A 24,612-nucleotide genomic window follows, 5' to 3' on the forward strand; every position below is an offset into this window, starting at 1 on the left:
CGCCTGAGCCCTCGGAGCCCCCTTGGGGCAAGCACTCTGAATCCTTGGTGCGACCGGCAGGAATCGAACCTGCGCCACAGCCTTCGGAGGGCTGGATGATATCCACTTCACCACGGTCGCTTCCGTGAGCTGCGCAGTGTAGCCGCCCGCTGGCCCCTGCCGTCAGCCCCACCCGACAGCGACCTGGCCCCCTCGCCCCGCTGCCTATAATTCGCGCGCTTTTTTGGCGGGCGCCAGACCGCTCCCAAGATCCCCCATTCCCTCCTTCAACCTGAGCAGCAAGCCCCCATGAGCGCAGCGCCCCACGACGACTCCACCCCCCACGAGGGCCCGATCCGCACGCCGAAGCAACTGGTGGTGGCCGTGGTGCTCGCCTTCGTGGTGCCCATCGCGGTCATCGTGCTGCTGGCCAACTACGTGTCGACGGCGACCAAGCCGGGCGCGGGCACCGACGTGCTGGCCGAAGACGCGGTCGCCAAGCGCCTGGAGCCGGTCGGCAAGGTCGTCGTGAAGGACGCCAGCGACGTCAGCGCGCTCAAGACGGGCGAGCAGGTCTACACCGCGGTCTGCGCGGCCTGCCACGCGGCCGGCGTCGCCAACTCGCCGAAGTTCGGCGACAGCGCCGCCTGGGCCCCGCGCATCAAGACCGGCTACGACGCCCTGCTGAACTCGGCCCTCAAGGGCAAGGGCGCGATGGCGGCCCAGGGCGGCGGCGACTACAGCGATGTCGAGATCGGTCGCGCCGTCGTGCACATGGCCAACAACGCAGGGGGCAGCTTCCCGGTGCCGGCCCCCGCCGCCGCCGCTTCGGCGCCCTGAAGCTCCGGCCTGGCGCGGGCCCTGCGCCGCGGCTGCCGCAGCCGGCCTTCGGGCCGGCTTTTTTTTCGTCCGTGTGCGGCCCGCGGCCCGCGGGCTCAAGCGCCGGACGCTGCGGCCTGTGGGCTCAGGCAGAGGCCGTGGGCTTGCAGCAGGGCGGCGTGGCGGATCTCGGCCAGCGGCCAGCGGCCGGCCTCGAGCGCATCCGCGGCGGCGTGCATGTCGGCCGATCGGACCAGGCCCAGGCCCAGGGGCGTGTCGAGGAAGAGCCGGCCCTGCTCGTCGCTCCAGGCCTGGCGCACCGGGCCGGCGTCCAGGCCGGTGTGGGTCTGCACGATCCAGCCCCCGTCGGGGCCGGCCTGCACCCCGAGGACCCAGGGCGCGGCTTCGAGCTCGACATAGACCCGCTGCGGCCCGTTCTGGAAGAACCAGGCGCCGTCTGCATCGACCGCGTAGTTGCGGCCGATGAAGGCGATCAGGCCCGCATGTTCCAGCCGACTGCCCTTGGGCTGCGGGAAACGGCCCGCGGCCTGGCAGGCGTCGTCGCGCAGGTACCAGTCGCCGCGCGCGTCCAGGCCCAGCCAGCCGCGACAGGCGGGCACCGAGGGCCATTTGCGCAGGGCGGCTTCGACGCTGGCGTCCATGGTCTTGTCTTCCAGCTCAGCGGCCGGCACCGGCCTCGAGCATCCAGGCCATCACGGCCTCGGGCAGGCCCAGCACATGGCCGGGGAAACGGCCGGCCGGAAAGCCGACGTGGCCGCCGGTCGGCGGTTGCCACAGGGTGACCCAGGGCCCGACCTCGTGCCGGCCCGGCAGGCTGTCGCCGGGCACGAAGGGGTCGTTGCGCGCATTCAGCACCAGGGCGGGCAGGCGGATCTGCGCCAGCCGCGGCTGCGAGGATGCACGCGCCCAGTAGTCCTCCGTGTCGCGGAAGCCGTGCAGCGGCGCGGTGAACACATTGTCGAAATCGTAGAGGTCGCGCGCGGCCAGCAGCCGCTCGCGGTCGAACAGGCCGGGATGCTGGGCCAGCTTGGCCAGGGCCTTGGGCTTCATCGTGCGCAGGAACATGCGCGTGTAGACCAGCCGGTTGAAGCCGCGGCCGATGGCATGGCCGCCGGCGGCCAGGTCGATCGGCGAGGACAGCGCGGCCACCGCAGCCGCCGTGGCCCGTGCGCTGTCGCCAGCCTCCTGGGCCCAGCGCAGCACGGCATTGCCGCCGAGCGAGACGCCGACCACCGCCAGCGGCGCCGCACTGCGCGCGCGCAGCCGCGCCAGCACCCAGCCGACCTCGGCATGGTCGCCCGAGTGGTAGGCCCGCGGTGCCAGGTTCAGCTCGCCCGAGCAGCCGCGAAAGTGCGGCACCACGTAATGCCAGCCGCGCGCCCGCGCCCAGTGCGCGAACGCCAGGGCATAGTGGCTGCGCGAGGACCCCTCCAGGCCGTGGAAAAGCACCAGCCAGGGCGCGTCCGGCGCGGTGCCCGGTGCCTCGCCGAAATCCAGGTCGATGAAGTCGCCGTCGGGCGTGGTCCAGCGTTCGCGGCGGTAGCTTGGCGGGGGGCCCAGGTAGGCCCGCGAGCCGAGTGCCGGCCAGATCGTCTGCAGGTTGCCCCCCAGCATGCCGCGACCGGCGAGCCAGCGCGGGGCGTGCGGGGTCGCGCCGGCGCCCTTCAATGCAGCACCACCGGACGGTGGTCCGACCCGGCAGGCATGCCGAGCGCAGCCGCAGCCGCCGGCGCCGGACTGGCGTGATGCAGCACCATGCGCCAGCCCTGCGGGGTCAGCAGGTAGACATTGCTGGCCAGGGCCTGGACCGACCGTGCCTCGCTGCCGCTGCCCAGGCGCACCGCTTCCACCACCTGGTGCACGGCCGTCTCCTCGCCGCGCAGACGCCGCACGGCCACCGGCTGCAGGTCGACGGGGCCCCGCGCGAAGATCTCGGCAAAGGAGCTGCGGATCGCTTCGGCGCCATGCAGCGCCGGGCCGCCCGGGTGGATGCAGCAGATCGCCTCGTCCTCGGCCCACACGGCCATCAGCTTCTCGAGGTCGCCGGTCTGCATGGCGTCATAGAAGCTGGCCTCGACATCGTCGGGCAGCAGGGGTAGGACCGGGGGCGGGACAGGCATGGCAGAGCGCGATTGTAGGAAGCCCGTCCCGGGCGGGCCCGCTCCCTAGAATCGCCGCCCATGCAAGCCCTGCCCCCCAGCGACTGGAGCGAACGCAGCCATGCCCTGGCCGCGCTGCTCGCCCGGGTCGGGCTGGGTGACCGAGCGGCTTTCCAGGCGCTCTACCGCCAGACCGCGCCGCATCTTTTTGCCGTCGTGCTGCGTATCCAGGGCAACCGAAGCCTCGCCGAGGATGTTTTGCAGGACGTGTACGTCAACGTCTGGCGCGCCGCCCAGACCTTCGATGCCCAGCGCAGCCAGCCCCTGACCTGGCTGGGCAGCATCGCGCGCCACCGGGCCATCGACAGCCTGCGCCGCCAGCAGGCCCAGCCGGACACCGTGCCGCTCGACGGCACCGCGCATGGCGACGCCGGCGGCGACGAGGACCGTGCCCCGAGCCCCGAGCTGCCCAGCCCCGAGCCCGGCCCGATGGAGCTGCTCGAACGCGCGGCCTCGGCCCGCGCCCTGAACGACTGCATGGCCGGCCTGCGCCCGGAGCAGCAACAGGGCCTGGCCCTGGCCTTCTACCAGGGCCTCTCGCACAGCGAGGTGGCCGACCACCTCGGCCAGCCCCTGGGCACCGTCAAGAGCTGGTTGCGCCGGGGCCTGCTGGCCCTGCGCAGCTGCCTCGACCGCGCCGCCGAGCGCGAGCACTGAACCGGCCATGGACTACGGACGCCCCCTCCTTGCCGACCGCCTGGCGGCCGAGTACGTGCTTGGCACGCTGCGCGGCCCGGCCCGGCGTCGCTTCCAGACCCTGATGACGGCCCATCCCGCCCTGCGCACCGCGGTGCGCAGCTGGGAGGCGCGCCTGCTGCCGCTCGGCGTCAGCATCCCGCCGGTCGAGCCGCCGCAGCATCTGTGGGCGGCCATCGAGCAGCGGGCCTTCCCGGCCGCCCGACCCGCCGCCGCGCCGCCGCGCGGGTGGCGACGCCTGGGCCTGTGGCAGGGCCTGAGCGCGGCCGGCTTCGCGGCCGTCGTGTGGCTTCTCCTGGCGCGCGGCCCCCTGGGGCCCGAGCCACCGGCCCCGCTGGCCGCGCTGCCCCCGCCTCCGCCTCCGCGGCTGGCCGAACCACCCGCCCCGCCGCCGCCGGCCACGCCGCCCCTGCTGCTGGTGCTGGATCCCCAGGCCGCGCCGGCCGGCCGACGCCTGCCCGTGCTGCGCTTCGCCGCGGCCCTGAGCGCCGACGGGCGTGCGCTGGTGCTGCGCCCGCTGAGCGAGGCGCGCCTGGCCTCCAACCGTGCGCTGGAGCTGTGGGCCGTGCCTGCCGCCGGCGCGCCGCGCTCGCTGGGTCTGGTGTCGGCGGACGAGGGCACCACGGTCCTGCAGGCGCTGCAGGTCGAGGGCACGAGCGCCCTGGCGATCAGCCTGGAGCCGGCCGGCGGCTCGCCGACCGGCGCCCCCACCGGCCCGGTGCTGGCCGTCGGCGCGCTGCCGCCGCGCTGAGGCCCGCCCGGCCTCGTCTCGCGGGGGGCATCCGGCACACGCCGGCGTGATCCATGCCACGCCGGCCTGGCCGGCTTGCAAGTGCTTGCATCCGGCCTGCATCCGGGATGGGGGGGGTGTCGTAGTCCCCGTGTCAGGGCATGAGCCTGTGCCCGACGCCTCATCCGACACCCTGCCTGACCTCCCGGAGTCTCCGCAAGCCATGAGCAAGTTCCTCGTCCTCCCGGTGGCCGCTGCCGCCCTGCTGTCCGCCTGTGCCGCCCTGACCGGCCCCGCCCCCGTGGACAACGCCGCCCTGCCCGAGGCCGTCCGCGCCCCGGCGGGTAGCAAGCAGCTCGCGGTCCACATCGTCGACGACGGCAAGATCACCTACGAATGCCGCGAGAAGGCCGACGCCAAGGGCAGCTACGCCTGGGTCTTCGTCGGCCCCGATGCCGCGCTGAAGGTGGGTGGCAAGTCCGTCGGCAAGTACTACGGCCCGCCGGCCACCTGGCTGTCGGACGATGGGTCCAAGGTCACCGGCAAGCAGCTTGCCGTCGCGTCCAACGGTGCGGCCAACATCCCGCTGCAGCTGGTGGAAGCCACTTCGGTCGGCGGCGACGGCCTGCTCAAGCCCGTCAGCCACATCCAGCGCCTGAACACCGTGGGGGGCATCGCCCCGGCCAAGACCTGCGACGCCGCCAGCAAGGGCGCCAAGGAAGTGGTCGGCTACAAGGCCGACTACGTCTACTACACGCGCTGAGCCCGCACCGGGCCGTCTGCCGGCCCCGGGCGCTGCTTCCCTGCACACGCTGTGGGGCAGCCGATCCCATGATGCACGCCGCCTCCGGGCGGCGTGTTCCCTTCCGGCTTCGGCCTACGGGCCTCAGGCGGGCGAGCTCAGCTTGAGGCCGACGATGCCGGCCACGATCAGGCCCAGGCTGATCAGGCGCCCGGCCGTCGCCGGTTCGCCGAACAGCAGCATGCCGAGCAGGGCCGTGCCGACCGCGCCGATGCCGACCCAGATCGCATAGGCGGTGCCGACGGGCAGCGACTTCATCGCCAGGCCCAGCAGCAGGACGCTGCCGACCATCGCCCCCAGCGTCAGCACGCTGGGCAGCCAGCGGCTGAAGCCCTCGGTGTACTTCAGGCCGATGGCCCAGCCCATTTCGAGCAGACCGGCGATCAGGAGGAGGAACCAGGCCATGGGGTGTCCGGTGAGCAGGGCAGACGGCGCCCGGTGAGGGCGCCGATGCAGGCTTCGCGCCAGCCCGGGCGGCGGGGCGCGTCGGGCCTCAGCAGCGGCCGGAGCGGCGGCTGCGCGGCTGGAGCTTGTCGAGCTCGGCCAGGCGTTCCTTGAGCAGCAGCATCAGGGTACGGGCATGCTCCACGGGCAGGCGCAGCGTGCTGTCGGCGCTGTCCTCGCCGGCCTTGCGCGGCAGCACCAGGGCCTGCAGGCCGATGTCGATCGCGCCCTTGTCATGGCGGGCGGAGACGAGGCGCTGCACCTCGATGTCATAGGTCTTCACGGACGGGCTCGGTGGCTGGAATGAGGCCGATTGTCGGAGCCCGCGGGCGGGGCCGGCCGCGGCTTTGGGCATGATCCCGGCCTGCCTGCTCCTTTCGCCCGCGCTGCCATGCCCCGCTTTGCCGCCAACCTGTCGATGCTCTACACCGAGTGGCCGCTGCTGCAGCGCCCGCAGGCGGCGGCCGAGGACGGCTTCGAAGGCCTGGAGATCCAGTTTCCCTATACCGAGCCGGTGGCCGCCTGGCAGGACGCCCTGGCGGCCGCCGGCCGGCCGCTGGTCTTGATGAATGCGCCGGTGGCCGGTCGCACGCCGGCCGAGGCGGCGGCGGCCTGGACCGCCGGCGAGCGCGGCGTGGCGGCGCTGCCGGGCCGCGAGGACGAGTTCCGCGCCGGCTTCGACCTGGCCTGCCAGTACGCCCTGGCCCTGGGCGTGCCGCGCCTGCACGTGCTGGCCGGTTGCCTGCCGCCCGGTGCGCAGCGCAGCGAGCTGCAACCCACCTACCTCGCCAATCTGCGCTGGGCGGCCGAGCGCCTGCGCGGCAGCGGCCTGACGCTGCTGATCGAGCCGATCAATCTGCGCGACATGCCCGGCTACTTCCTGAACCGCCAGGACCATGGCCACGAGATCCTCGACCTGCTTGAAGCCGGCGGCCTCCAGCCCGAGGCCGACGGCCGCCGCCTGGTGCAGGTGCAGATGGACCTCTACCACGCCCAGGTCGTCGAGGGGGACATCAGCCGCAAGCTGGAACGCTGGCTGGGAAGCGGCCGCGTCGGCCACCTGCAGATCGCCGCGGTGCCCGACCGCGGCGAGCCCGATGCCGGCGAGCTGCACCATCCGCACCTCTTCCGTCTGATCGACGCCCTGGGCTGGACGGGCTGGGTGGGCGCCGAATACCGGCCGCGCGCCGGCACGCGGGCCGGGCTGGGCTGGCGCCACGCGGCGGGCTGAGCCCGGGCTCAGGGCCGGTCCGGGGCCTGCAGCGCCTCGGTCGCGCCGGGCGGGGCAGGCTGCGTGTCGAGATGGCAATCCCGCTGGGCCCGGTCGGCCGCGATGGCCGCTTCCAGCGTGTCCTGCAGGCTGTGCAGGCTGAGGAAGACCGCGCGCGGGCCGCCCGGCGCCTCGCGGCGCGAGACCACCATGCCGCCGATCCGCCACTGCGCCGGGTCGTCCGGATCGGCGGCCGGGCCGTCGGCTGCCTGCGCCTGCCGCAGCGGCCCGTAGAGCAGCGGCCCGCCCGACTGGCCGGCCGCGCCGCGGCAGCTGGAGCGCCAGCCGCCGAAGGGTGCGTCGTGCTCGCCGGTGGCGCAGGGTGCTTCCAGCACCGCGCGCGGTTCGGGCCCGGGCTTGGCGACGTCGGCCGGCAGGCCCAGCAGGCGCAGCGGCTGGCCCTTGCGCGGCGCCTGGCCGGCCAGGCGTTCGGGGGGCAGCGCGCGGCCGGGCTGGGCGGTGTCCAGGCGCAGCAGGGCCCAGTCCTGGTGGCTGCCCATGATCTGACCGACGGCGATCACCTCGGCCTCGCCCCGCGCCGGGAGCTGGCCCTCGCGCCGGGCCATCTGCCAGCGCACGCGGGCGCCGAGCGGGCTGTCGAAGCTGAAGACCGGGTCGCCGCCCGCGCCCGGCGTGGCGGCATTCACGCCGTGCCGCACCGTCAGGCCGTAGCGGCCGGGGCAATCGGCCTGCGGCCACAGGAAGCCGGTGCTGAGCAGCTCGTTGATGGGTCGCCCGTCCAGCCAGGCACCCTGCACCTGGAAGAGTGCGGCCACCGCTTCGCGCACGGCCGGCAGCACCGGATCGGGCGTGGCGGCGGGCTGGGCCTGTGCGGCGCCGGCACCCAGCAGCAGGCCCAGCAGGGCCGCCGCCAGGCCGGCGCTGCCCGATGCCGGCGGGGGCCTGCGGGCCGGGCGTGCCGCCATCAGGCGTCCAGGCCCTGGCAGGCCGCTGGCAGGCCCTGGCCCAGCCGCAGCGCGTCGCGGCCCTGCAGGCCGGCCGGCAGTTCGGCGCCGTAGCGCACAGCCGTCATCTCGGCCAGGATGGCCACGGCGATCTCGGGCGGCGTGCGCGCGCCCAGGCGCAGGCCGATCGGCCCGTGCAGGCGCGCGAGCTGCGCCGCGCTCAGGCCGAAGTGCTCGGCCAGCCGCGCCTGCCGCTTGCGCTGGTTCAGGGCCGAGCCGAGCGCGCCGACGTAGAAGGCCGGCGAGGCCAGGGCCTCCATCAGCGCGAGGTCGTCGAGCTTGGGGTCGTGCGTCAGCGCGACGATGGCGGTGTGCGCATCGGGCTTCATCGCGAGCACCACGTCGTCCGGCATGCCCGGCACGAGGGGCGCATTCACCACCGGCCAGCCGCCGGCATGCTCCTCGCGCGGATCGCAGACGCTGACCGCGTAGCCGAGCGCGACGGCCATCTCCGCCAGGTAGCGGCCGAGCTGACCGGCACCGATGATCAGCAGCCGCCAGGACGGGCCGTGGGTGCTGACCAGGCTGCCGCGCCCGTCCTCGGCGGTCTCGTCCAGCCAGGTGCCGTCGGGCGCCTCGCCGGCCAGGGCCTGGAGCTGCACCCGGCCGTCGGCCAGGCTCAGGCGGCGCTGCATGCGCTCGCCGGCGGCCAGGCGCGCGAGCAGCTCGTCGAGCGCCGACTGCAGCCCCAGCGGCTCCATCACCAGCGCCACCGTGCCGCCGCAGGGCAGGCCGAAACGCGCCGCCTCCTCGCCGCTCACGCCGTAGCGCAGGCGCTCGGGTCCCCGGGCCGCCAGGCGGCCTTCGCGCATGCGCAGTACCAGGTCGTCCTCGATGCAGCCGCCGGAGACCGAGCCCGCCAGGCGGCCGTCGTCGCGCAGCGCCAGCAGCGCCCCGACCGGCCGCGGCGCCGAGCCCCAGGTCCGCACCACGGTGCCGAGCACCACCCGGTGGCCCTGCGCCATCCAGGCCTGCGCCTCGCGCAGCACCTCAAGGTCCATGTTGTCCATGGCGGGATCATGCCGCGCGCCCGCCCGTCCGTGCCGCGCTGCGGGTATGCGCGGCACACTGCGGCGCCCTTGTCTGCCGTCCCAGGCCCGCCGCCATGCCCCTCATCAAGTTCGGCGCCACGCCGCCCGCCACCGCCCCGGACATCGACCATCCGCGCCCGGAGCGCCTGCTGCAAGGCCGTCCGCGCCGCGAGACCTGGAACCTGGCCAGCCCGGCCGTGGCCGGCGCGCAGATGGATGCCGGCCTGTGGCGCTGCGAGCCCGGCCACTGGCGCATCGCCCTGGACGCCGACTGCAGCGAGCTCTTCACCGTGCTGGCCGGCCGCTGCCGCGTGCACGACGAGGCCGGTGGCTTCGAGGAGGTCGGCCCGGGCGAGGCCCTGATCCTGCCGCCCGGCTTCCGCGGCAGCTTCGAGGTGCTGGAGACGCTGACCAAGAGCTACGCCATCCTCTCGGCCGCGTCGACGCCGGCGGCCTGAACGGCCCGCGGCCATCGGTTGTCAGGCCGCCGGGCGACGGGCCCGGCCGGTCAGTCCCGCGCGTCCAGCCAGCCTTGAACGGCCTGGGCGAAGGCCTGGGGCTGCTCGATCACGCCCAGGTGCGCCGCCTCGGCCAGCACCTGGAGCTGCGCGCCCGGGATGGCGGCGGCCAGGGCCTGGTGGCCGGCCACGGACAGGCTCGGATCCTCGGCGCCTGCGATCACCAGGGTGGGCATGGCGATCTGCGGCAGGCGCGCGGCGGTGTCGTGGCCGGCCACCGCGCGCAGGGCGGCCAGGTAGCCGCTGCAGTCGGTGCGCGCCAGGCGGCGCTGCCAGCGGGCCACGGTGGCCGGGTTGCGTTCGCGGAAGCCGGGGGTGAACCAGCGCTGCATCGCGGCTTCGGCCGTCGCCTCCAGGTGGCCGGCGGCCTCGATGGCGGCGGCGCGCTCGGCCCAGCTGGCCGCCTGCGCGGGGTCGCCCGCGCTGGTGTGGGCCAGCACCAGGCCCTTGAGCAGCTCGGGCCGGCGCAGGGCCAGCTCCTGCCCCACCATGCCGCCCAGCGAGAGGCCGACGAAGACCACCGGGCCGCAGCCGAACTCGGCCTGCAGCTCCTCGATCAGGCGGCTCGCGTCATCGGCCAGTGCGGCCATGCTGAGCGCCGGGCCAGCCGGCAGCTCGCTGCCGCCGTGGCCGCGGTGGTCGTAGCAGACGACGCGGCAATCGCTGGCCAGGCGGTTGGCCAGGCCGTCCCACAGGCTGCTGTCGGCACCGAGCGCATGGGCCATCACCACGGTGTGGCGGGGGGTGTCGACATCGCGCGCCTCGCGCACCGTGTAGTGCAGCGCCGGCCTGCCCGCCGTGCGGCGTTGCGCGCCGACGCCGGGGTGCACGGTGTCGGCGGCCGAGCGTGGCGGCAGCTCGTGGCCCAGCTCGCGCAGCAGCTTGACCGTGGTGGCCATGGCCGTGTTGGCCGCCGGCACGCCGGCGTAGATGGCGACCTGCATCAGCACCTCCTTGACCTCCTCGGGGCTCAGGCGGGTGGCCGGATCGCCCATGCCCAGCGAGGCGCGGGTGTGCAGGGTGAACTCGTCCCAGCGGCCCAGGGCGCTGGTCACGGCCAGCACGATCACGCGGCGGGTCTTGGGGTCCAGGCCGGGACGGCCCCAGATCTCGTGCCAGGCGTAGCGGGTGATGAAGTTCTGGAAATCGGCGTTGAAGGCGTTGGCATTCGGCACCGAGGCGTCGACCCAGGCGTCACCCAGGATCTGCCGGCGGTTGCGCATGCCGCGTTCGATGTCGTGGTCGTAGGGATCGTGGCTCATGGGGTCCGGCGGGCGGGGGCAGGGAAGGACGAAGGGCTGCATTTTCGCGGCCTGCCCGCTGCGCTAAGGTGGCGGCATGCCCTGCCGTGTCCGCCCCGCCGTTCAGCCCGCCCTTCCCGCCTGGGCCCCGGGCCTGATGGCCCTGCTGCTGGCGGCCTGCGCCAGCAGCCCCGAGCCCGCCCGGTCCGGTCGCGACGGTCCCGGCGAGCGCAGCGCCGCCGAGCTGGCCGACCTGCCCGATGCGGTGCCGCGGGTCGAGCGCCTGCGCGTCGGCGGGCCGAACAAGCCCTACACCGTGCTCGGCCAGAGCTACACGCCGGAGACCGAGGACGTGCCGCTGGTCGAGCGTGGCCTGGCCTCCTGGTACGGCCGCAAGTTCCATGGCCTGCCGACCGCCAGCGGCGAGATCTTCGACATGCATGCGATGAGCGCCGCCCACCGCACCATGCCCCTGCCGAGCTACGCCCGCGTGCGCAACCCGCGCAACGGCCGCGAGATCATCGTCCGCGTCAACGACCGCGGGCCCTTCCATCCGGACCGCATCATCGACCTGAGCTATGCGGCCGCCGTCAAGCTGGGCGTGCAGCGGGGCGTCGCGCTGGTCGAGGTCGAGCGGCTCACCCACGAAGTCATCCGCAGCGGCAGCTGGCGGCGTGATGCCACGCCACCCGCCGAGCCCCCCACGCTGAGCGCGGCTGCCGCGCCGCCCCCTGAGCGGCTGCAGGGCCTGCCCGCGGAATCGGCTCCGGAACCAGCCGCTCCCGCGCCCCCGTCCCGGCCGGCCGAAGCGGCCCTGGCGGTTGAAGCCTCACCGGGCAGCGCGCTGCGCCTGTGGCTGCAGTTCGGTGCCTTCCGGGAGCGGGCCGGTGCCGAAGGCTTCAGCCAGCAGCTGCAAAGCCTGCTGCTGGAGCTCGCGGCCCCGCTGGTCATCCGCAGCGCCGATGGCTGGCACCGCGTGCTGGCCGGGCCCTATCCCAGCCGCGAGCTGGCCCTGCGTGACCAGCGCGGCAGTGCCAGCCGACTGTCCAGTCCGCCGCGGCTGGTCGAGCGGCCCTGAGGCTTGGTGTGGCTCTCCTACAGGCGGCACTTGAGCCGATAGGGAACCTCTGAGCCGTGCAATACTCGATGACAGATGAGCTCGCAGTCATCCACCTGCTTACCCGCAAGGTCTGTACGCTGTTCGGCCCGGGGCCGCCGGAGATGCATTAAGCGTTTGATGGCGCTCGCCCTCGGTGGCAGCCTGGCGGACAGGGCGGGAGCGGCTGGTCGCTCAGGGGCAATGCGACCGAGCACCGCCCTCCCGCACGCATCCGTTCAACGTCAGAGAGCGGCGCGCTGGTTGAGTTTCTGCACTTTCGGGCCGACCTCCGCAGACTTGGACGCGGTTGAAGCGCATGGCCCTGCAGCATGGCTTGAGCTTCAGCTGAATGCACCGCCCAGCCTATCCGTCACGGACTGGATCGAACGCAAGGGCCCGCCCGGATTCGAGGAGCCGCAGGTTCCGGTCTTTATCTCGACGCGGGTCCGCGCCATCGACTGGAAGTGCATTTGGGCACCTGACATGGTGCGGCAGCGAGTGAGCTACGCCCTGTCCCAGATCCTCGTCGTGTCCGAACTGGGGACAAACCGAACGGTGCCCTTCGCGCTGGCTAATTTCTGGGACATCCTGAATCGGGGTGCGACCGGCAACTTCCGCGATCTGCTGCGTGAAGTCAGCCAGAGCCTGGACATGGCCTCGTATCTCACCTATCTCAACAATCGCAAGGCCGATCTGCGGACTGGGCGGCAGCCTGACGAGAACTACGCACGCGAGCTGATGCAGCTCTTCACCCTTGGTCTCTGGGAACTCAACGAAGACGGTAGCCTGCGCAGGGACGCGGCGGGCCGGCTCATTCCCACCTATGACCAAGACGACGTGATCCAGCTCGCGCGGGTCTTCACAGGTTGGTATTCCCCAGGCCCTGACCAGCAAGGCCGAACCCTGGGCTTCGGGGTGGACAACACGTCAAGTTACGAGTCCAAAGCATGGGCTCGGCCGCTGGTCGTGGACAGCCGAGAGCACTCGCCCGAGGCCGTTCATGGACTGGGCGGCAAGCTGCGGCTGCCTGCCGGGACCGGCGGTATCCAAGCACTGGATGCCGCGCTCGATGTCCTGTTTGAGCACCCGAACTGCCCCCCGTTCATCGCCCTGAACCTGATCCGTCGTCTGACCACCAGCAACCCGTCTGCTGCCTACGTGAGTCGTGTCAGCAAGGCTTTCAAAGATGACGGTCAAGGCCGCCGCGGGGAGATGAAAGCCGTGCTGCGCGCGGTCTTCCTTGACCCAGAGGTCCTGCACCCCGATCGGCCTGAGTTCGGTCGGGTTATCGAGCCCTATGTTCAGGTGATTGGCTTGGCTCGCCTGCTTGGCGCGCACGTTGATGCAAAGCGTCAGCGCTTTGCAGTGTTTACCTTGCATGAGCGCTTCAGCACGCAGAGGCCGTTCACGGCGCCCTCGGTCTTCAATTTCAACCAGCTTGATTTCTCTCCGCAGGGGCCTGTGCGTGATGCCGGGTGGGTCGCCCCCGAACTTCAGAACTGCGACGAATACGGTGCGACCCTGAGGTTCAATGGCATGGCTGGTTTCTGCGAAGGGATCGTCCTGCCGGAGGCCCTGTTCGAACGTCTAGCCGACCCCATCCACGACGCTGAGCTCGTCGATGCGCAGGCCTTGCTGTTGGCCGGAAGGTTGCTGCCGGCGGACGACCGCGCAGACCTTCTGCGCATCTTGGCCCGCCTACCCCGCGGCGCCGGATCCTCGGCCTACCCGGCTCGGGCTTCTGTGCTTCAGGGCATTGCCTGGTTCATCTCCATTCACCCCGACATGGCGGTTCGGCAATGACCTCTCCTGAGGTGTCTCTCCCCCAGGGGGAGCCTTCCGACCGCTCATCGCTCATTGCCCATGCGCATCGCGAGCCTCGCCATCGCGGCCTGATGGTCATCTACTTGAGCGGGGGGGTGGATTGCCACCAGTTGCTGAGTCCTCGTGCCGGGGCCAACCGGCGTGCTTACGAAGCCGCCCGTCCGGGCTTGGCCTTGCCGGACTACCCCGCAGCTGCGCTGACGCCTGATTGGCAATTGCACCCCGTTCTCACCTCACTGCATGCTGCATGGGCCGCCGGCCAGCTAGGCATCGTGCGCAACGTTGGGCCTCTCCTGCAGCCGGTGAGTGCCGTCGACTACCGACAGCGCAGCAAGCCGCTGCCGCCCCAGCTCTTCAGCCATTCCAGTCAGAACAGCCTCTGGCAGGCAGGTGATGCCGGAGTGCTGGCGCCCCGTACTGGCTGGATCGGCCGCCTGATGGAACTGCTCCATCCGGTCTACAGCCCTGCGGCCAGGCTGTCCCCGATGCTCAGCTTCAGCGGACCGCAACCCAGTTTCGGCGCTGAGACGCTTCGCTCTTTGGGTTTGAGCCAAGACGGGGCGGAGCCTCGGATGTCTACGCGGCGCATCCCGCGCGATGTGGTGGCTCTGGCGGAGCAGGTCATGGCACGCATGGCCACGACCAGAGACCTTGGTGCGGGGCATCCTCTGGCCCAGGAGTACGCCCGGGCCCAGCACAGGGCAGCTGGCGTGGTGTCGCTGATCAACGACGCCCTCGCTTCCGTGCAAGTGACGACGAGTTTCCCGGCCCTGCCCGCGCTGAAGACTGCAGCCCGCTTGTTCAAGGCTGATAGCTTGCTCGGCCGGCGTCGATCGGTCCACTTTCTGATGCATGGGGGCTACGACCAGCACCGTGAACTTGCGTCCGACCTTCAAGAGCGACTCAAGGATCTGAACGCGGGCTTGACCGCCTTTCGCGCCGCGCTAGAGGAACTCAAGCTAACCGATGATGTGTTGACCGTGATCTACAGCGAGTTCGGCCGCAGCCTTGTGCAGAATGCAAGCGGAACTGACCACGGCTGGGGGGGGCATGTTCTCTTGCTGGGTGGTGGCGTGCGGACAGGCTTGCATGGCCGAGAGCCCGATCTCACTCGAAACAGCCCGGATCTCGTGGAGGCCCGAGGCTTGCTTCTACCCAGCACGGCGACCGACCAGCTGATGGCCGAGCTTGCATCCTGGATGGGGCTGCCGCGCGACCTGATGCCCAGCGTGCTGCCGAATCTGGGGGCCTTCCAACGCCTTGAACCCCTCTTTGCTTGACAGTCCGCCAAGGTAGGGAAGGTATGCTGATCTTCCACGACATTGATGTGCCCTCATGGACAGCTACTACGAACTGCCCCGAACCGAGATTGCGGCGCTGGTGACCCGCCCCCCGAAGCGTGTTCTTGAAGTCGGATGCGGAGGCGGGTCCTTTTCCGCCCACTTTCCAGAGGTATCCGAGTACTGGGGCATTGAGCCAGTTCAGGCCATGGCGGAGCGGGCAAGCGCCAAGCTCCATAAAGTGCTGGTGGGCATGGTCGAGGCTCATCTGGACGCATTGCCTGACGCATATTTCGACCTGATCGTCTGCAACGATGTCCTCGAGCACATGATCGATCCGCAGGCAGTCCTCCGTGCGTTGCAGTCAAAGATGGCGCCTGGAGGGGAACTGGTCGGGTCGGTACCGAACGTCCGCAACTCACAGCTCCTCAAGGAGGTGCTGGTGGAAAAGGACTGGCGATATGTCGATGCGGGTACTCTGGACCGTACGCATCTGCGCTTCTTCACGCTGAAGAGTCTGGGACGAGTCTTGCGCGAAACGGGCTTCGTTGTCGATCACGTGGGTGGCATCAACACGCTGTGGAAGTGGAGAGGAAGGCGGCATGCTCTCATCCCGCTCGCCTGGGCAGTGATCTTTGGCAAGGACACCCTGTACAACCAGCTCGCCTTTCGGCTTCGCCTGCCGAGCTGACTCCAAGCGATCTGCGGTCGACCCTGGACCGGTCTAGCGCGCCGTCGGCATCGTGAACTCGGCCGCCGAGGCCGCGCGCGCCTCGGGCCAGCGCTGCATCACGCTCTTCTGCCGGGTGTAGAAGCGCAGGCCTTCCTCGCCGTAGGCATGGTGGTCGCCGTAGAGGCTCTGCTTCCAGCCGCCGAAGCCCTGCCAGGCCATGGGCACCGGGATGGGCACGTTGATGCCGACCATGCCGACCTCGACACGGCGCGAGAACGCGCGGGCCGTGCCGCCGTCGCGGGTGAAGCAGGCCACGCCGTTGGCGTAGGCATGGCCGTTGACCAGGGCCAGCGCGGCCTCGAAGTCCGGCACGCGCACGCAGGCCAGCACCGGGCCGAAGATCTCCTCGCGGTAGATGCGCATGGCCGGCGTCACGTGGTCGAAGAGGCTGCCGCCGGTGAAGAAGCCGCCCTCGCGGCCCGGCACGCGCAGGCCGCGGCCGTCGACCACGAGCTGCGCGCCTTCCTCGACGCCCAGGCCCACATAGCCTTCGATCCGCGCCCGGGCCTCGGCCGTGACGATGGGGCCCATCTCCACGCCGTCCTGCAGGCCGTCGCCGATCTTCAGTGCGCGGGCGCGGGCGGCGACGCGCTCGACCACCGCATCGGCGATGTCGCCCACCAGCACCGCCACGCTGATCGCCATGCAGCGCTCGCCGGCCGAGCCGTAGGCGGCACCGACCAGGGCGTTGACCACCGGGTCGAGGTCGGCATCGGGCATCACCACGAGGTGGTTCTTCGCCCCGCCCAGGGCCTGCACCCGCTTGCCGTGGCGCGCGCCGGTCTCGTAGATGTGGCGGGCGATGGCGGAGGAGCCAACGAAGCTCAGCGCGGCCACGTCCGGGTGCACGAGCAGGCGGTCGACCGCCCCCTTGTCACCCTGCACGACGTTGAACACCCCGTCGGGTAGCCCGGCCTGCTTCAGCAGCTCGGCCATGAAGAGGGAGGGCGAAGGATCGCGCTCGCTTGGCTTGAGCACGAAGCAGTTGCCGCAGGCCAGGGCGACCGGGACCATCCACATCGGCACCATCACCGGGAAGTTGAAGGGCGTGATGCCGGCCACCACGCCCAGGGGCTGGCGCAGCAGCCAGTTGTCGATGCCGGTGCCGACCTGGTCGCTGAAGTCGGTCTTCAGCAGCTGCGGTGCGGCGCAGGCGAACTCGACGATCTCGATCCCCCGGGTGACCTCGCCCTGCGCGTCGTTGAAGACCTTGCCGTGCTCGGCCGTGATCATCGCGGCCAGGGTGTCGCGGTGCTGGTTCAACAGGCCGAGGAAGGCGTTCAGGATGCGCGCGCGGCGCAGCGGCGGCGTCTGCGACCAGGCCGGGAAGGCGGCCTGTGCGGCGGCGACGGCGGCGTCCACCGTGGCGGCATCGGCCAGCAGCACCTCCCGCGCGGCGGCGCCGGTGGCCGGATTCCACACCGTCTGGCGGCGGCTGCCGTCCGGCCGCTGGATCCGGCCGGCGATGTGGTGGCCGACGGCCTGCGTGTCGGTGTAGGGCTGGGGCTGGGGCTGGCTCATGGGGGGCTCCGTGCTGCGGGAAGAACTGCAGCCTACGCAAGCCCCGGGGCCGGCACCAGCCCGGCGGACTGGCTTCATTGTTCGATGAAGTGAACAATGTGTGGCCAATGAGTCCCGGGTTCGCCATGCCTTCGCCCTCCCCCGATGCCCCGCGCCCCGACCTGCTCTGGCCGCAGATCCACACCCTGGGCGTGCTGGCCGAGCAGGGCAGCGTCACCGCCACCGCGGCGCGGCTCGGGCTGAGCAAGGCCGCGGTCAGCCAGCGCCTGACCGAGCTGGAGCGGCAGGCCGGCGTGCCGCTGCTGCGCCGCACCACCCGCAGCGTGCGGCTGACCGAGGCCGGGCTGCAGCTGGTCGAGGCCACCCGCGGCGCCTACACCCAGATCGCCCGCGGCTTCGCCGAGGTGCGCGACCTGGCCGAGGCACCGCGCGGTCTGCTGCGGCTGACCGTGCCGGTCGCGCTGGGGCGGCAGCACATCGTGCCGCACCTGGCGGGCTTCCTGCGTGCCCACCCGGGCCTGCGCATCGAGCTGGATCTGTCCGACCGCCTGGTGCCGCTGGCGCGCGAGGGCTACGACCTGGCCATCCGACACGCCAGCGCGGCCCCCGAGGACCATGTCGCCTGGACGCTCTGCCCGACCCGCGCCGTGCTGGTGGCCACGCCCGAGCACCTGCAGGTCCGCGGCGAGCCGCAGCACCCGCGCGAGCTGGCCGCCCACGAGGCTCTGGGCTACTGGCGACCGGGCGAGCCGGCCGCCTGGCGCTTCGAGCCGCTGGCGCCCGCCCCGGGCGAGCCTGAACTCCCGGTCACCGTGCCCTTGCGCGGCGCCCTGGCCGCCAACAACAGCGAGCTGCTGCGCGCCGCCGCGCTCGAAGGCCTGGGCCTGGCCCTGCTGCCGGATTTCAGCGCCCAGGCCGAAGTCCGCGCCGGGCGGCTCAAGCCGCTGCTGCCGGACTGGCGCGAGGTCTCGGCCTTCGGCGCTCAGATCCTGGCCCTGCGGCCCGCCCATGTGGCCCCGACCCGCGCGGTCCGGGCCCTCGTGGCCCATTTGCGCGAGGTGCTGGCCGATGGCTTTCCGCTGACGGCCGGCGAGACGGGCAAAAAAAACCCGCCGACCTGAGGTCGGCGGGTTGAGGAGATCCCCCGGAGGAGACCGTTGGGCCCGTGGGGCTGGCGCGTCGCGCTCACCGTGCCGGCTTCGCTGGGGCGACCGTACTGCGACGGTTGGACCGGAGGGGGCGGAACGCGCTGCCCGATTCGCGGTTCGGCGTCTCGGGACGCCGACGTGTGACAGCACGGATCGATTGTTGGAAGGGGTGAGACGGGGGGTTGAATCCCCATAAAGTGGGTGTCTCGTGGAATCGAGCGGCCGTGAGCTGCCGCACCGGGCGCCGATCGGCCGGATTGCCGGTCCCAGCCCCCGCTTACGGAGGAATCCTCGTCCAGGACGCCCCGCCACACTGCGGCCATGCGCCCCACCCTGCTCCCGACATATGCCCGGCGCGTCCGGCCCGTGGCCTGGTGGCGGCGCTGGTGGCCCCAGGGTGGCCGAGGCCGGCGCGAGCTGCTGGCCGGCACCCCGGACCCGGCCGATGTCGGCATCTGCCTCGGCTTGGAACTGAGCCTTCAGGCCATGACGGCGGAGGGCGTTCACCCCTCGCGATGGAGGGCAGCGACCTGACATTCGCGGTGGAGACGGTGCGTCTGCCCGAGCAACGCGCCGTCATACACTGCCGTCATGGACAAACCCAGCTTTCGCGAACGGGTCCTGGTGGCCCGGGAACAGGCCATCGTCGAGGCCGCCAACCGCCTGCTGGCCGAGAAGGGCTTCGACTTGATGACCGTCGACGAAGTCGCGGCCCAGGTCGGCATCGCCAAGGCCAGCCTCTACAAGCATTTCAGCTCGAAGGAATCGCTGGCGGCCGCGGCCATGGTCAGGTTGATGGATCGCGCCCTCGCCTTCGTGGCGGAGCGCGAGGCGCTGGACCCGGCGCCCGCGCCGCTCGACCAGCTCAAGGCGGTGGCCCGCTGGAGCATGGAGGTGCAGATGGCCGGCGAGATGCCCAGCCTGCCTGCGCAGAACTCCAGCCTGCGCGCCGAGCTGACGGGCCGGGCCGACTACCTCGACCGCCTCTTCGAGTTGAGCGACCGCATCGGCGCCTGGGTCGAGGCCGCACAGGCGGCCGGTGCGCTCAATCCCCAGCTGCCGCCCGAGGTGGTGCTCTACACCGTCTACGCGCGGGCCTGTGATCCGGTGCTGGCGGTGCTGCGCCAGGCGGGCAGCGCCAGCTCCGAACAGATCATCGACTGGGTGCTCGCCAGCTGCTTCGACGGCCTGGCCGCGCGCTGAGCGGCCGGCCCACGGAAAAGGGCACCCGCAGGTGCCCTCGTCATGCCCTGACGGCGCGAGATCCCGGGCCGTGCGGTCCGGGGCCCCGGTCGATCAGAAGCTGCCTTCTTCGTACAGCGGCAGCGTGAGGAACTCGGTGAAGTCCTCGCTGGTGCTCATCTGTTCGAAGATCTCGGCGGCGCGGTCCACGGTGCTGCCTTCGTAGCCGGCGTCCTTGATGCCCTGCAGCTCCTCGGCCACCATGGCGCGGACCATGGTTTCCGTGACCTTGCGGCCGTCCTCCAGCACGCCCTTGGGCGAGCGGATCCACTGCCAGACCTGCGAGCGCGAGATCTCGGCGGTCGCCGCGTCTTCCATGAGGTTGTAGATCGGCACGCAGCCGTTGCCGGCCAGCCAGGCGGCGAGGTAGTAGATGCCGACGTTGATGTTCATCCGCAGGCCGGCTTCGGTGATCGGGCCTTCGGGCTTGAACTCCAGCAGGTGCTCGGCCTCGATGTGGGTGTACTTCTTCTGGCGGCTGATCTGGTTGGGCTTGTCGCCCAGCACGTCGACGAATTCCTTCATCGCCACATCCACCAGGCCCGGGTGCGCGACCCAGCCGCCGTCGTAGCCGTCGTTCGCGTCGCGGCGCTTGTCCTTGATGATGCCGGCCATCGCGACGGCGTTCTTCTCCGGATCGTTCTTGATCGGGATCAGCGCGCTCATGCCGCCGATGGCGGGCGCGCCGCGCTTGTGGCAGGTCTTGAGCAGCAGCAGGGCGTAGGCGCGCATGAAGGGCGAGGTCATGGTGACCTGCTTGCGGTCCGCCAGGCAGAAGTCGCGGTCGTTCTTGAACTTCTTGATGCAGCTGAAGATGTAGTCCCAGCGGCCGGCGTTCAGACCGGCGCTGTGCTCGCGCAGTTCATAGAGGATCTCGTCCATCTCGAAGGCGGCGAGGATGGTCTCGATCAGCACGGTCGCCTTGATCGTGCCCTGCGGCAGGCCGATCTCGTTCTGCGCCATCACGAAGATGTCGTTCCAGAGCCGGGCCTCCAGATGGCTTTCCATCTTGGGCAGGTAGAAGAAGGGGCCGGCGCCGCGGGCGATCTGTTCCTTGGCGTTGTGGAACAGGAAGAGCGCGAAGTCGAAGATGCCGCCCGAGACGCGCTGGCCGTCCACGGTCACATGCTTCTCGTCGAGGTGCCAGCCGCGCGGGCGCACCTGCAGGGTCGCGATCTTGTCGTTGAGCTTGTAGGTCTTGCCGGCCTGGCCCAGGGTCAGGGTGCGGCGGATGGCCTTGAAGAGGTTGATCTGGCCCTGGATCTGGTTGTGCCACTTCGGGGAGTTGCTGTCCTCGAAGTCGGTCATGTAGCTGTCGGCGCCCGAGTTGAAGGCGTTGATGACCATCTTGGCGTCGACCGGACCGGTGATCTCCACACGGCGGCACTCCAGCGCCTTGGGCAGCGGGGCGATGGTCCAGTGGCCTTCGCGCACCGCCTTCGTCTCGGGCAGGAAGTCCGGGCGCTCGCCGGCGTCGAGGCGCTTGGCGCGCTCGACGCGGGCGGCCAGCAGCTGCTGGCGGCGCGGTTCGAAGGCACGGTGCAGCTTGGCGACCAGTTCCAGCGCGGGCAGGGTGAGGATGCTGTCGAAGCCGGGCTCGATCGCGCCGGTGATCTGCATGCCTTGGGGCAGGGTGAGGCTCATGGGAGGGCTCCTGGGGGTCGGGGCGCGCGGCGGCGCGGTCGGAGAAAACAAGGGGCCGGCACCGGGGTGCGCGGCAGGACGGGGGACGCTGGGGCCGGTGTTCTGCGGTGGCGGGAAGCTCAGGCGTCGGCCGCGCCGCCGGGGTCACCGAGCAGCGGCAGCAAGTCATCGAGCCGCCGGCCCTCGTGGGTCGGCGGGGGATCCAGGGTCTCGCGCGGCAGGCCGGCGCGGTTCAGCCAGAAGCTCGTGAAGCCGAACCAGGTCGCGCCAAGCACGTCCCAGCCATTGCTCGACACGAACAGCACCTGGCGTGCCTGAAGTTCGGGACGGGTCTGGCGCAGCACCTCCAGCCCGTGCTGGTAGACGCGCGGATCCGGTTTGTAGCAGCGCAGCGGGCCCACGCTGATCAGCGGATCGATCAGGTCGGCGATGCCGGCGCTCTTCACGGCCACCGCGATCATCGCCGGGTCGCCATTCGAGAGGATGCCCGCCGGCAGGCCCAGGGCCCGCAGCTGCTGCAGCACGCGGCGGTTCTCGGGGTAGGCGCTGAGGTGGCGGTACTCGTTCATCAGCCGCTCTTCGGCGGCCTCGTCCAGCGCCAGGCCCAGGGTCTGGGCAGCGTGCCGCAGGCTGGCGCGGGTCAGGTCCCAGAAGGGCTGGTAGAGGCGCCCGCCGGCATCGGCCATGCTGACCAGGCGGCTGTATTCGAGCTGTTTGTCGCGCCACAGCCGCGCCAGGGCCTCGCCGCGGCCGGGAAAGCGCTGTTCGGCGCTGGCGGCCACGCTGTAGACGTCGAACAAGGTGCCGTAGGCGTCGAACAGCACGGCCCGCAAAGGCGGTCGGGGGCGGTTCGGCAACTTGTCCATCGGGCCACTGTATGCGCAAGCCGACGGCCGATTGATGCACCGCAGCGCGCTGCATTCCTGCGCGGCGCGCACGAATCGGAGGCTTCATGCCCTGCGATCGCGCGCGGCACAGGGGGGATCTTTCCGCTGCCTTCCTGCCGGAATCAAGGGCTGAGCCGAGGGCAGTCCGTCATGCCGGACCCATAATCGCGGTCCATGGACCGGCTCAAGCAACTCGAGTCCTTCGTGGGCGTCGCCACCAAGGGCAGCCTGACCCAGGCCGCGGCCGACGAGGGCGTGGCCCCGGCGGTGGTCGGTCGGCGCATCGATGCGCTGGAGGAGCGCCTGGGCGTGAAGCTGCTGGTCCGCACCACGCGCCGCATCACCCTGACCCACGAGGGCAGCGCCTTCCTGGAGGATTGCCAGCGCCTGCTCGGCGAGCTCGCCAGCGCCGAGGCCAGCGTCAGCGCCGGCGGCGTGAAGGCCAGCGGCCACCTGCGGGTGACGGCGCCGGCCGGTTTCGGCCGCCGGCACGTGGCGCCGCTGGTGCCGCGCTTCGCCGAGCTGCACCCCGACGTGACCGTCTCGCTGAACCTGGCCGACCGCATCGTCGACATCGTGCACGAGCGCTACGACTGCGCGGTGCGGGTCGGCGACCTGCCCGATTCCAGCCTGGTCAGCGTTCGGCTGGCCGACAACCGGCGTGTCTGCGTCGCCACCCCCACCTACCTGCAGCGCCACGGCACCCCGCAGCAGCCCGACGACCTGGCCCGCCACGACTGCCTGACCCTGACCTCCGAGGCCAGCCAGATCCGCGGCTGGGCCTTCACGGTCGATGGCGAGGTGCTGCGATTCAAGCCCAGCGGCCGGCTCGACTGCTCCGACGGCCAGGTGCTGCACGACTGGTGCCGCGAGGGCCATGGCATCGCCTGGCGCAGCCGCTGGGAGGTGGAGGCCGACCTGGCTGCCGGCACGCTGCAGAGCGTGCTCGACGACTACGCGGCGCCGCCCAGCGGCATCTACGCCGTCTTTCCGCAGCGCAAGCACCTGCCGCTGCGGGTGCGGCTGTGGATCGACTTCCTCAAGCACAGCTACGGCGATCCGGCCTACTGGTCCTCGGCCGCCGCCCGCGGCTGAGCCCGCGCCCGCCCGGCCCCGGCGCCGCCCGGCCCCGGCGCCGCCCGGCCCCGGCCTAGAGGATGCGGCGCGGGTGCGCCAGCGCCTCGTGCGCGGCGTGCAGGCGCCGCACCAGCACGCGGATGAAGGCCTGGTCCATCTGCTGCCGGGTGGCTGCGCCCAGGCTGGCCAGCCGGGCCGGGCTGAAGCCGAGGGTCGTCGTCGGCGCCGTGCAGACGATGTCGGCCTGGTGCCGCTTGAGGGCCGGACTGGGGGCCAGGTAGGCCATCTCGCCGACCGAGGTGCCGGCGCCGAGCCGGGCCACGCAGCGGCCGTCGCGATGCACCTCGACCTCGCCGCGGGCAATGATGTGGAACTGGTCGCCGGTCTCGCCGGCCCGGTGCAGCAGGGTGCCCGCCGGGTGCTGGGCCCAGTCGCCGCGGCGCACCAGCTCCCAGCGCTCGACCTCGCCGAAGCCGGCGAAGAAGTCCAGTTCGCCGAGCAGGCGGAAGCGTTCGGAATCCAGCAGCTCCTGGGGCCCGGGCCGCGGCACCTGCCGGTCGGCGAGCAAGGCCGACAGCGAGGCCGCGAAGGCCTCGCCGTCGGCCGGCCGCCCGGCCGGTGACTTGGCCAGCGCGCCCAGCACCACCGCTTCGAGCGCCGGGCTGACGCCGGGCCGCAGCGGCTGCAGCGGCGGCGGTGGCCGGTCGAGGATCTGTGCGATCAGGGCCGCTTCGCTCGGCGCTTCGAAGGGCGGTCGGCCGGCGATCAGCTGGTAGAGCACGACGCCCAGGGCATAGAGATCGCTGCGGCCGTCGAGCGTGCCGCCCTCGACCTGCTCGGGCGACATGGTCCGCAGCGAGCCGACCCGCGCGACCTGGGTGCAATCGGCCCGCAGGTTCAGCACGCTGCCGAAGTCGCCCAGCTTCACCCGCGCGATGCCGCCGGCCGCATCGCGCTCGACCAGCAGATTAGCTGCCTTCACGTCGCGGTGCACCAGGCCCTGGCGCGCGACCTGGGCCAGGGCCAGGGCGAGCTGGATGCCGATCTCGACGATGCGGTCCAGCGGCAGGAGGGCCTCGGGCCGGGTGTGTGGCCGCAGCGTGCCGCCGCGCACCGGCTCCATCACCAGATAGGGCCCGGCCGGGTCGTCGGCCGCGTCATAGAGCGTGACCAGGTTGGGGTGCTGCAGCCGGCCGATCAGCGCAGCCTCGGCGGCGAAGAAGCGCTCGCGCAGGCGGCTGGCCTGCGGGTCGGCCGGGTCCTGCGGCGGCAGGCGCTTGATGGCCACCGGCCGGTCGAGGAAGTCGTCGTGGCCGAGAAAGACTTCGCTGCTGGCGCCCGCACCCAGCCGCGCCAGCACGCGGTAGCGGCCGATGCGCGCGGGCAGCGGGGGCTCGGTCGGTCCAGGCTCGGCAGGCATGCCGGCTTTGTAGCGCGGCCGGCGTGGCGGCACTCGCGGGATCAGGGGGTGGACCGCCGTCC

25 protein-coding genes and 1 tRNA gene are annotated in these 24,612 nt (G+C 71.8%); 13 read left to right on the forward strand and 13 right to left on the reverse strand.

Annotated elements, in window-relative coordinates:
* Window positions 1-45 precede the first annotated feature (45 nt).
* Window positions 46-120: transfer RNA gene (locus H4F90_RS15075), tRNA-Arg, on the reverse strand.
* Between the two features lie 168 nt (window positions 121-288).
* Between H4F90_RS15075 and H4F90_RS15080 the strand changes: the two genes are divergently transcribed.
* Window positions 289-819 (forward strand): c-type cytochrome, encoded by a 531-nt coding sequence (locus H4F90_RS15080; RefSeq protein WP_182666083.1) that lies wholly within the window; start codon window positions 289-291, stop codon window positions 817-819.
* A gap of 95 nt (window positions 820-914) precedes the next feature.
* Here H4F90_RS15080 and H4F90_RS15085 read toward each other — a convergent pair whose 3' ends face one another.
* Genes H4F90_RS15085 through H4F90_RS15095 form a run of 3 tightly spaced genes read right to left on the reverse strand, consistent with a single transcriptional unit; the run spans window position 915 to window position 2,939 of the window.
* A complete protein-coding gene (locus tag H4F90_RS15085; protein ID WP_182666086.1) occupies window positions 915-1,460 on the reverse strand; it encodes a DUF2946 family protein in 546 nt (181 codons plus the stop codon).
* Window positions 1,461-1,476: 16 nt separating this feature from the next.
* A complete protein-coding gene (locus H4F90_RS15090; protein ID WP_182666088.1) occupies window positions 1,477-2,433 on the reverse strand; it encodes a YheT family hydrolase in 957 nt (318 codons plus the stop codon).
* Between the two features lie 50 nt (window positions 2,434-2,483).
* Window positions 2,484-2,939 carry a YybH family protein gene (locus tag H4F90_RS15095; RefSeq protein WP_182666090.1) on the reverse strand — a complete coding sequence of 152 codons (456 nt, stop codon included), beginning with the start codon at window positions 2,937-2,939 and terminating at the stop codon, window positions 2,484-2,486.
* Between the two features lie 60 nt (window positions 2,940-2,999).
* Here H4F90_RS15095 and H4F90_RS15100 point away from each other — a divergent pair, with 60 nt between their 5' ends.
* The 3 genes from H4F90_RS15100 to H4F90_RS15110 all read left to right on the forward strand — a co-directional run bounded on the left by H4F90_RS15100 (window position 3,000) and on the right by H4F90_RS15110 (window position 5,167).
* Entirely contained in the window at window positions 3,000-3,635 is a 636-nt protein-coding gene (locus H4F90_RS15100) for a sigma-70 family RNA polymerase sigma factor (RefSeq protein ID WP_182666092.1), read from the forward strand.
* A gap of 7 nt (window positions 3,636-3,642) precedes the next feature.
* The gene (locus H4F90_RS15105; RefSeq protein WP_182666094.1) at window positions 3,643-4,425 is read left to right on the forward strand and encodes an anti-sigma factor; all 783 of its coding nucleotides are present in this window, start codon (window positions 3,643-3,645) and stop codon (window positions 4,423-4,425) included.
* A 202-nt stretch (window positions 4,426-4,627) separates the two neighbouring features.
* Window positions 4,628-5,167, forward strand: a complete 540-nt coding sequence (locus H4F90_RS15110) for a DUF3455 domain-containing protein (protein WP_182666096.1) — start codon at window positions 4,628-4,630, stop codon at window positions 5,165-5,167.
* 123 nt (window positions 5,168-5,290) lie between these two features.
* Here the strand turns inward: H4F90_RS15110 and sugE are convergent, their stop codons facing one another.
* Entirely contained in the window at window positions 5,291-5,611 is a 321-nt protein-coding gene (gene sugE, locus H4F90_RS15115; protein WP_182666098.1) for a quaternary ammonium compound efflux SMR transporter SugE, read from the reverse strand.
* Between the two features lie 88 nt (window positions 5,612-5,699).
* Window positions 5,700-5,933 carry a hypothetical protein gene (locus H4F90_RS15120; RefSeq protein WP_182666100.1) on the reverse strand — a complete coding sequence of 78 codons (234 nt, stop codon included), beginning with the start codon at window positions 5,931-5,933 and terminating at the stop codon, window positions 5,700-5,702.
* Window positions 5,934-6,041: 108 nt separating this feature from the next.
* Between H4F90_RS15120 and H4F90_RS15125 the strand changes: the two genes are divergently transcribed.
* Window positions 6,042-6,881 (forward strand): hydroxypyruvate isomerase family protein, encoded by an 840-nt coding sequence (locus H4F90_RS15125; protein WP_182666102.1) that lies wholly within the window; start codon window positions 6,042-6,044, stop codon window positions 6,879-6,881.
* 8 nt (window positions 6,882-6,889) lie between these two features.
* Here H4F90_RS15125 and H4F90_RS15130 read toward each other — a convergent pair whose 3' ends face one another.
* Window positions 6,890-7,846, reverse strand: a complete 957-nt coding sequence (locus H4F90_RS15130) for a hypothetical protein (RefSeq protein WP_182666104.1) — start codon at window positions 7,844-7,846, stop codon at window positions 6,890-6,892.
* A complete protein-coding gene (locus H4F90_RS15135; protein ID WP_182666106.1) occupies window positions 7,846-8,895 on the reverse strand; it encodes an XdhC family protein in 1,050 nt (349 codons plus the stop codon). The genes H4F90_RS15130 and H4F90_RS15135 overlap by 1 nt, the downstream gene beginning before the upstream one ends.
* Before the next feature lie 95 nt (window positions 8,896-8,990).
* Here H4F90_RS15135 and H4F90_RS15140 point away from each other — a divergent pair, with 95 nt between their 5' ends.
* Complete coding sequence (locus tag H4F90_RS15140) at window positions 8,991-9,374, forward strand: cupin domain-containing protein (protein WP_182666108.1); 384 nt, start codon at window positions 8,991-8,993, stop codon at window positions 9,372-9,374.
* 50 nt (window positions 9,375-9,424) lie between these two features.
* On the opposite strand, the gene pcaCD is transcribed toward H4F90_RS15140, so the two are convergent.
* Complete coding sequence (gene pcaCD, locus H4F90_RS15145; protein WP_182666110.1) at window positions 9,425-10,696, reverse strand: bifunctional 4-carboxymuconolactone decarboxylase/3-oxoadipate enol-lactonase PcaCD; 1,272 nt, start codon at window positions 10,694-10,696, stop codon at window positions 9,425-9,427.
* Window positions 10,697-10,772: 76 nt separating this feature from the next.
* Between pcaCD and H4F90_RS15150 the strand changes: the two genes are divergently transcribed.
* From H4F90_RS15150 to H4F90_RS15165, 4 genes are all read left to right on the forward strand, one after another.
* Window positions 10,773-11,753, forward strand: a complete 981-nt coding sequence (locus tag H4F90_RS15150; RefSeq protein WP_182666112.1) for a septal ring lytic transglycosylase RlpA family protein — start codon at window positions 10,773-10,775, stop codon at window positions 11,751-11,753.
* Between the two features lie 222 nt (window positions 11,754-11,975).
* Window positions 11,976-13,577 carry a DUF1800 domain-containing protein gene (locus H4F90_RS15155; protein ID WP_268911872.1) on the forward strand — a complete coding sequence of 534 codons (1,602 nt, stop codon included), beginning with the start codon at window positions 11,976-11,978 and terminating at the stop codon, window positions 13,575-13,577.
* A gap of 92 nt (window positions 13,578-13,669) precedes the next feature.
* Window positions 13,670-14,878, forward strand: a complete 1,209-nt coding sequence (locus tag H4F90_RS15160; RefSeq protein ID WP_182666116.1) for a DUF1501 domain-containing protein — start codon at window positions 13,670-13,672, stop codon at window positions 14,876-14,878.
* Between the two features lie 55 nt (window positions 14,879-14,933).
* Window positions 14,934-15,569 (forward strand): class I SAM-dependent methyltransferase, encoded by a 636-nt coding sequence (locus H4F90_RS15165; RefSeq protein WP_182666118.1) that lies wholly within the window; start codon window positions 14,934-14,936, stop codon window positions 15,567-15,569.
* 33 nt (window positions 15,570-15,602) lie between these two features.
* Here the strand turns inward: H4F90_RS15165 and H4F90_RS15170 are convergent, their stop codons facing one another.
* Complete coding sequence (locus tag H4F90_RS15170) at window positions 15,603-17,132, reverse strand: CoA-acylating methylmalonate-semialdehyde dehydrogenase (protein ID WP_182666120.1); 1,530 nt, start codon at window positions 17,130-17,132, stop codon at window positions 15,603-15,605.
* A 125-nt stretch (window positions 17,133-17,257) separates the two neighbouring features.
* On the opposite strand from H4F90_RS15170, the gene H4F90_RS15175 reads away from it, so the two are divergent.
* Together H4F90_RS15175 and H4F90_RS15180 are read left to right on the forward strand one after the other, a co-directional pair.
* The gene (locus H4F90_RS15175) at window positions 17,258-18,253 is read left to right on the forward strand and encodes a LysR family transcriptional regulator (RefSeq protein ID WP_182666122.1); all 996 of its coding nucleotides are present in this window, start codon (window positions 17,258-17,260) and stop codon (window positions 18,251-18,253) included.
* Window positions 18,254-18,871: 618 nt separating this feature from the next.
* Window positions 18,872-19,483, forward strand: a complete 612-nt coding sequence (locus tag H4F90_RS15180) for a TetR/AcrR family transcriptional regulator (RefSeq protein ID WP_182666124.1) — start codon at window positions 18,872-18,874, stop codon at window positions 19,481-19,483.
* Between the two features lie 93 nt (window positions 19,484-19,576).
* Here the strand turns inward: H4F90_RS15180 and aceB are convergent, their stop codons facing one another.
* Both aceB and H4F90_RS15190 read right to left on the reverse strand, forming a co-directional pair.
* Window positions 19,577-21,166, reverse strand: coding sequence for a malate synthase A (aceB, locus tag H4F90_RS15185; protein WP_182666126.1), 1,590 nt, complete (start codon window positions 21,164-21,166; stop codon window positions 19,577-19,579).
* Window positions 21,167-21,285: 119 nt separating this feature from the next.
* Window positions 21,286-22,032 carry a haloacid dehalogenase type II gene (locus H4F90_RS15190; RefSeq protein ID WP_182666128.1) on the reverse strand — a complete coding sequence of 249 codons (747 nt, stop codon included), beginning with the start codon at window positions 22,030-22,032 and terminating at the stop codon, window positions 21,286-21,288.
* A 195-nt stretch (window positions 22,033-22,227) separates the two neighbouring features.
* Here H4F90_RS15190 and H4F90_RS15195 point away from each other — a divergent pair, with 195 nt between their 5' ends.
* Window positions 22,228-23,148 carry a LysR family transcriptional regulator gene (locus tag H4F90_RS15195; RefSeq protein ID WP_182666130.1) on the forward strand — a complete coding sequence of 307 codons (921 nt, stop codon included), beginning with the start codon at window positions 22,228-22,230 and terminating at the stop codon, window positions 23,146-23,148.
* Window positions 23,149-23,203: 55 nt separating this feature from the next.
* Here H4F90_RS15195 and H4F90_RS15200 read toward each other — a convergent pair whose 3' ends face one another.
* Window positions 23,204-24,550, reverse strand: coding sequence for a protein kinase domain-containing protein (locus H4F90_RS15200; protein WP_182666132.1), 1,347 nt, complete (start codon window positions 24,548-24,550; stop codon window positions 23,204-23,206).
* Window positions 24,551-24,612: the final 62 nt, after the last annotated feature.

Origin of the sequence: Aquariibacter albus, from assembly GCF_014145335.1 — a bacterium.
In the GTDB taxonomy this organism is placed as follows: domain Bacteria; phylum Pseudomonadota; class Gammaproteobacteria; order Burkholderiales; family Burkholderiaceae_C; genus Aquariibacter; species Aquariibacter albus.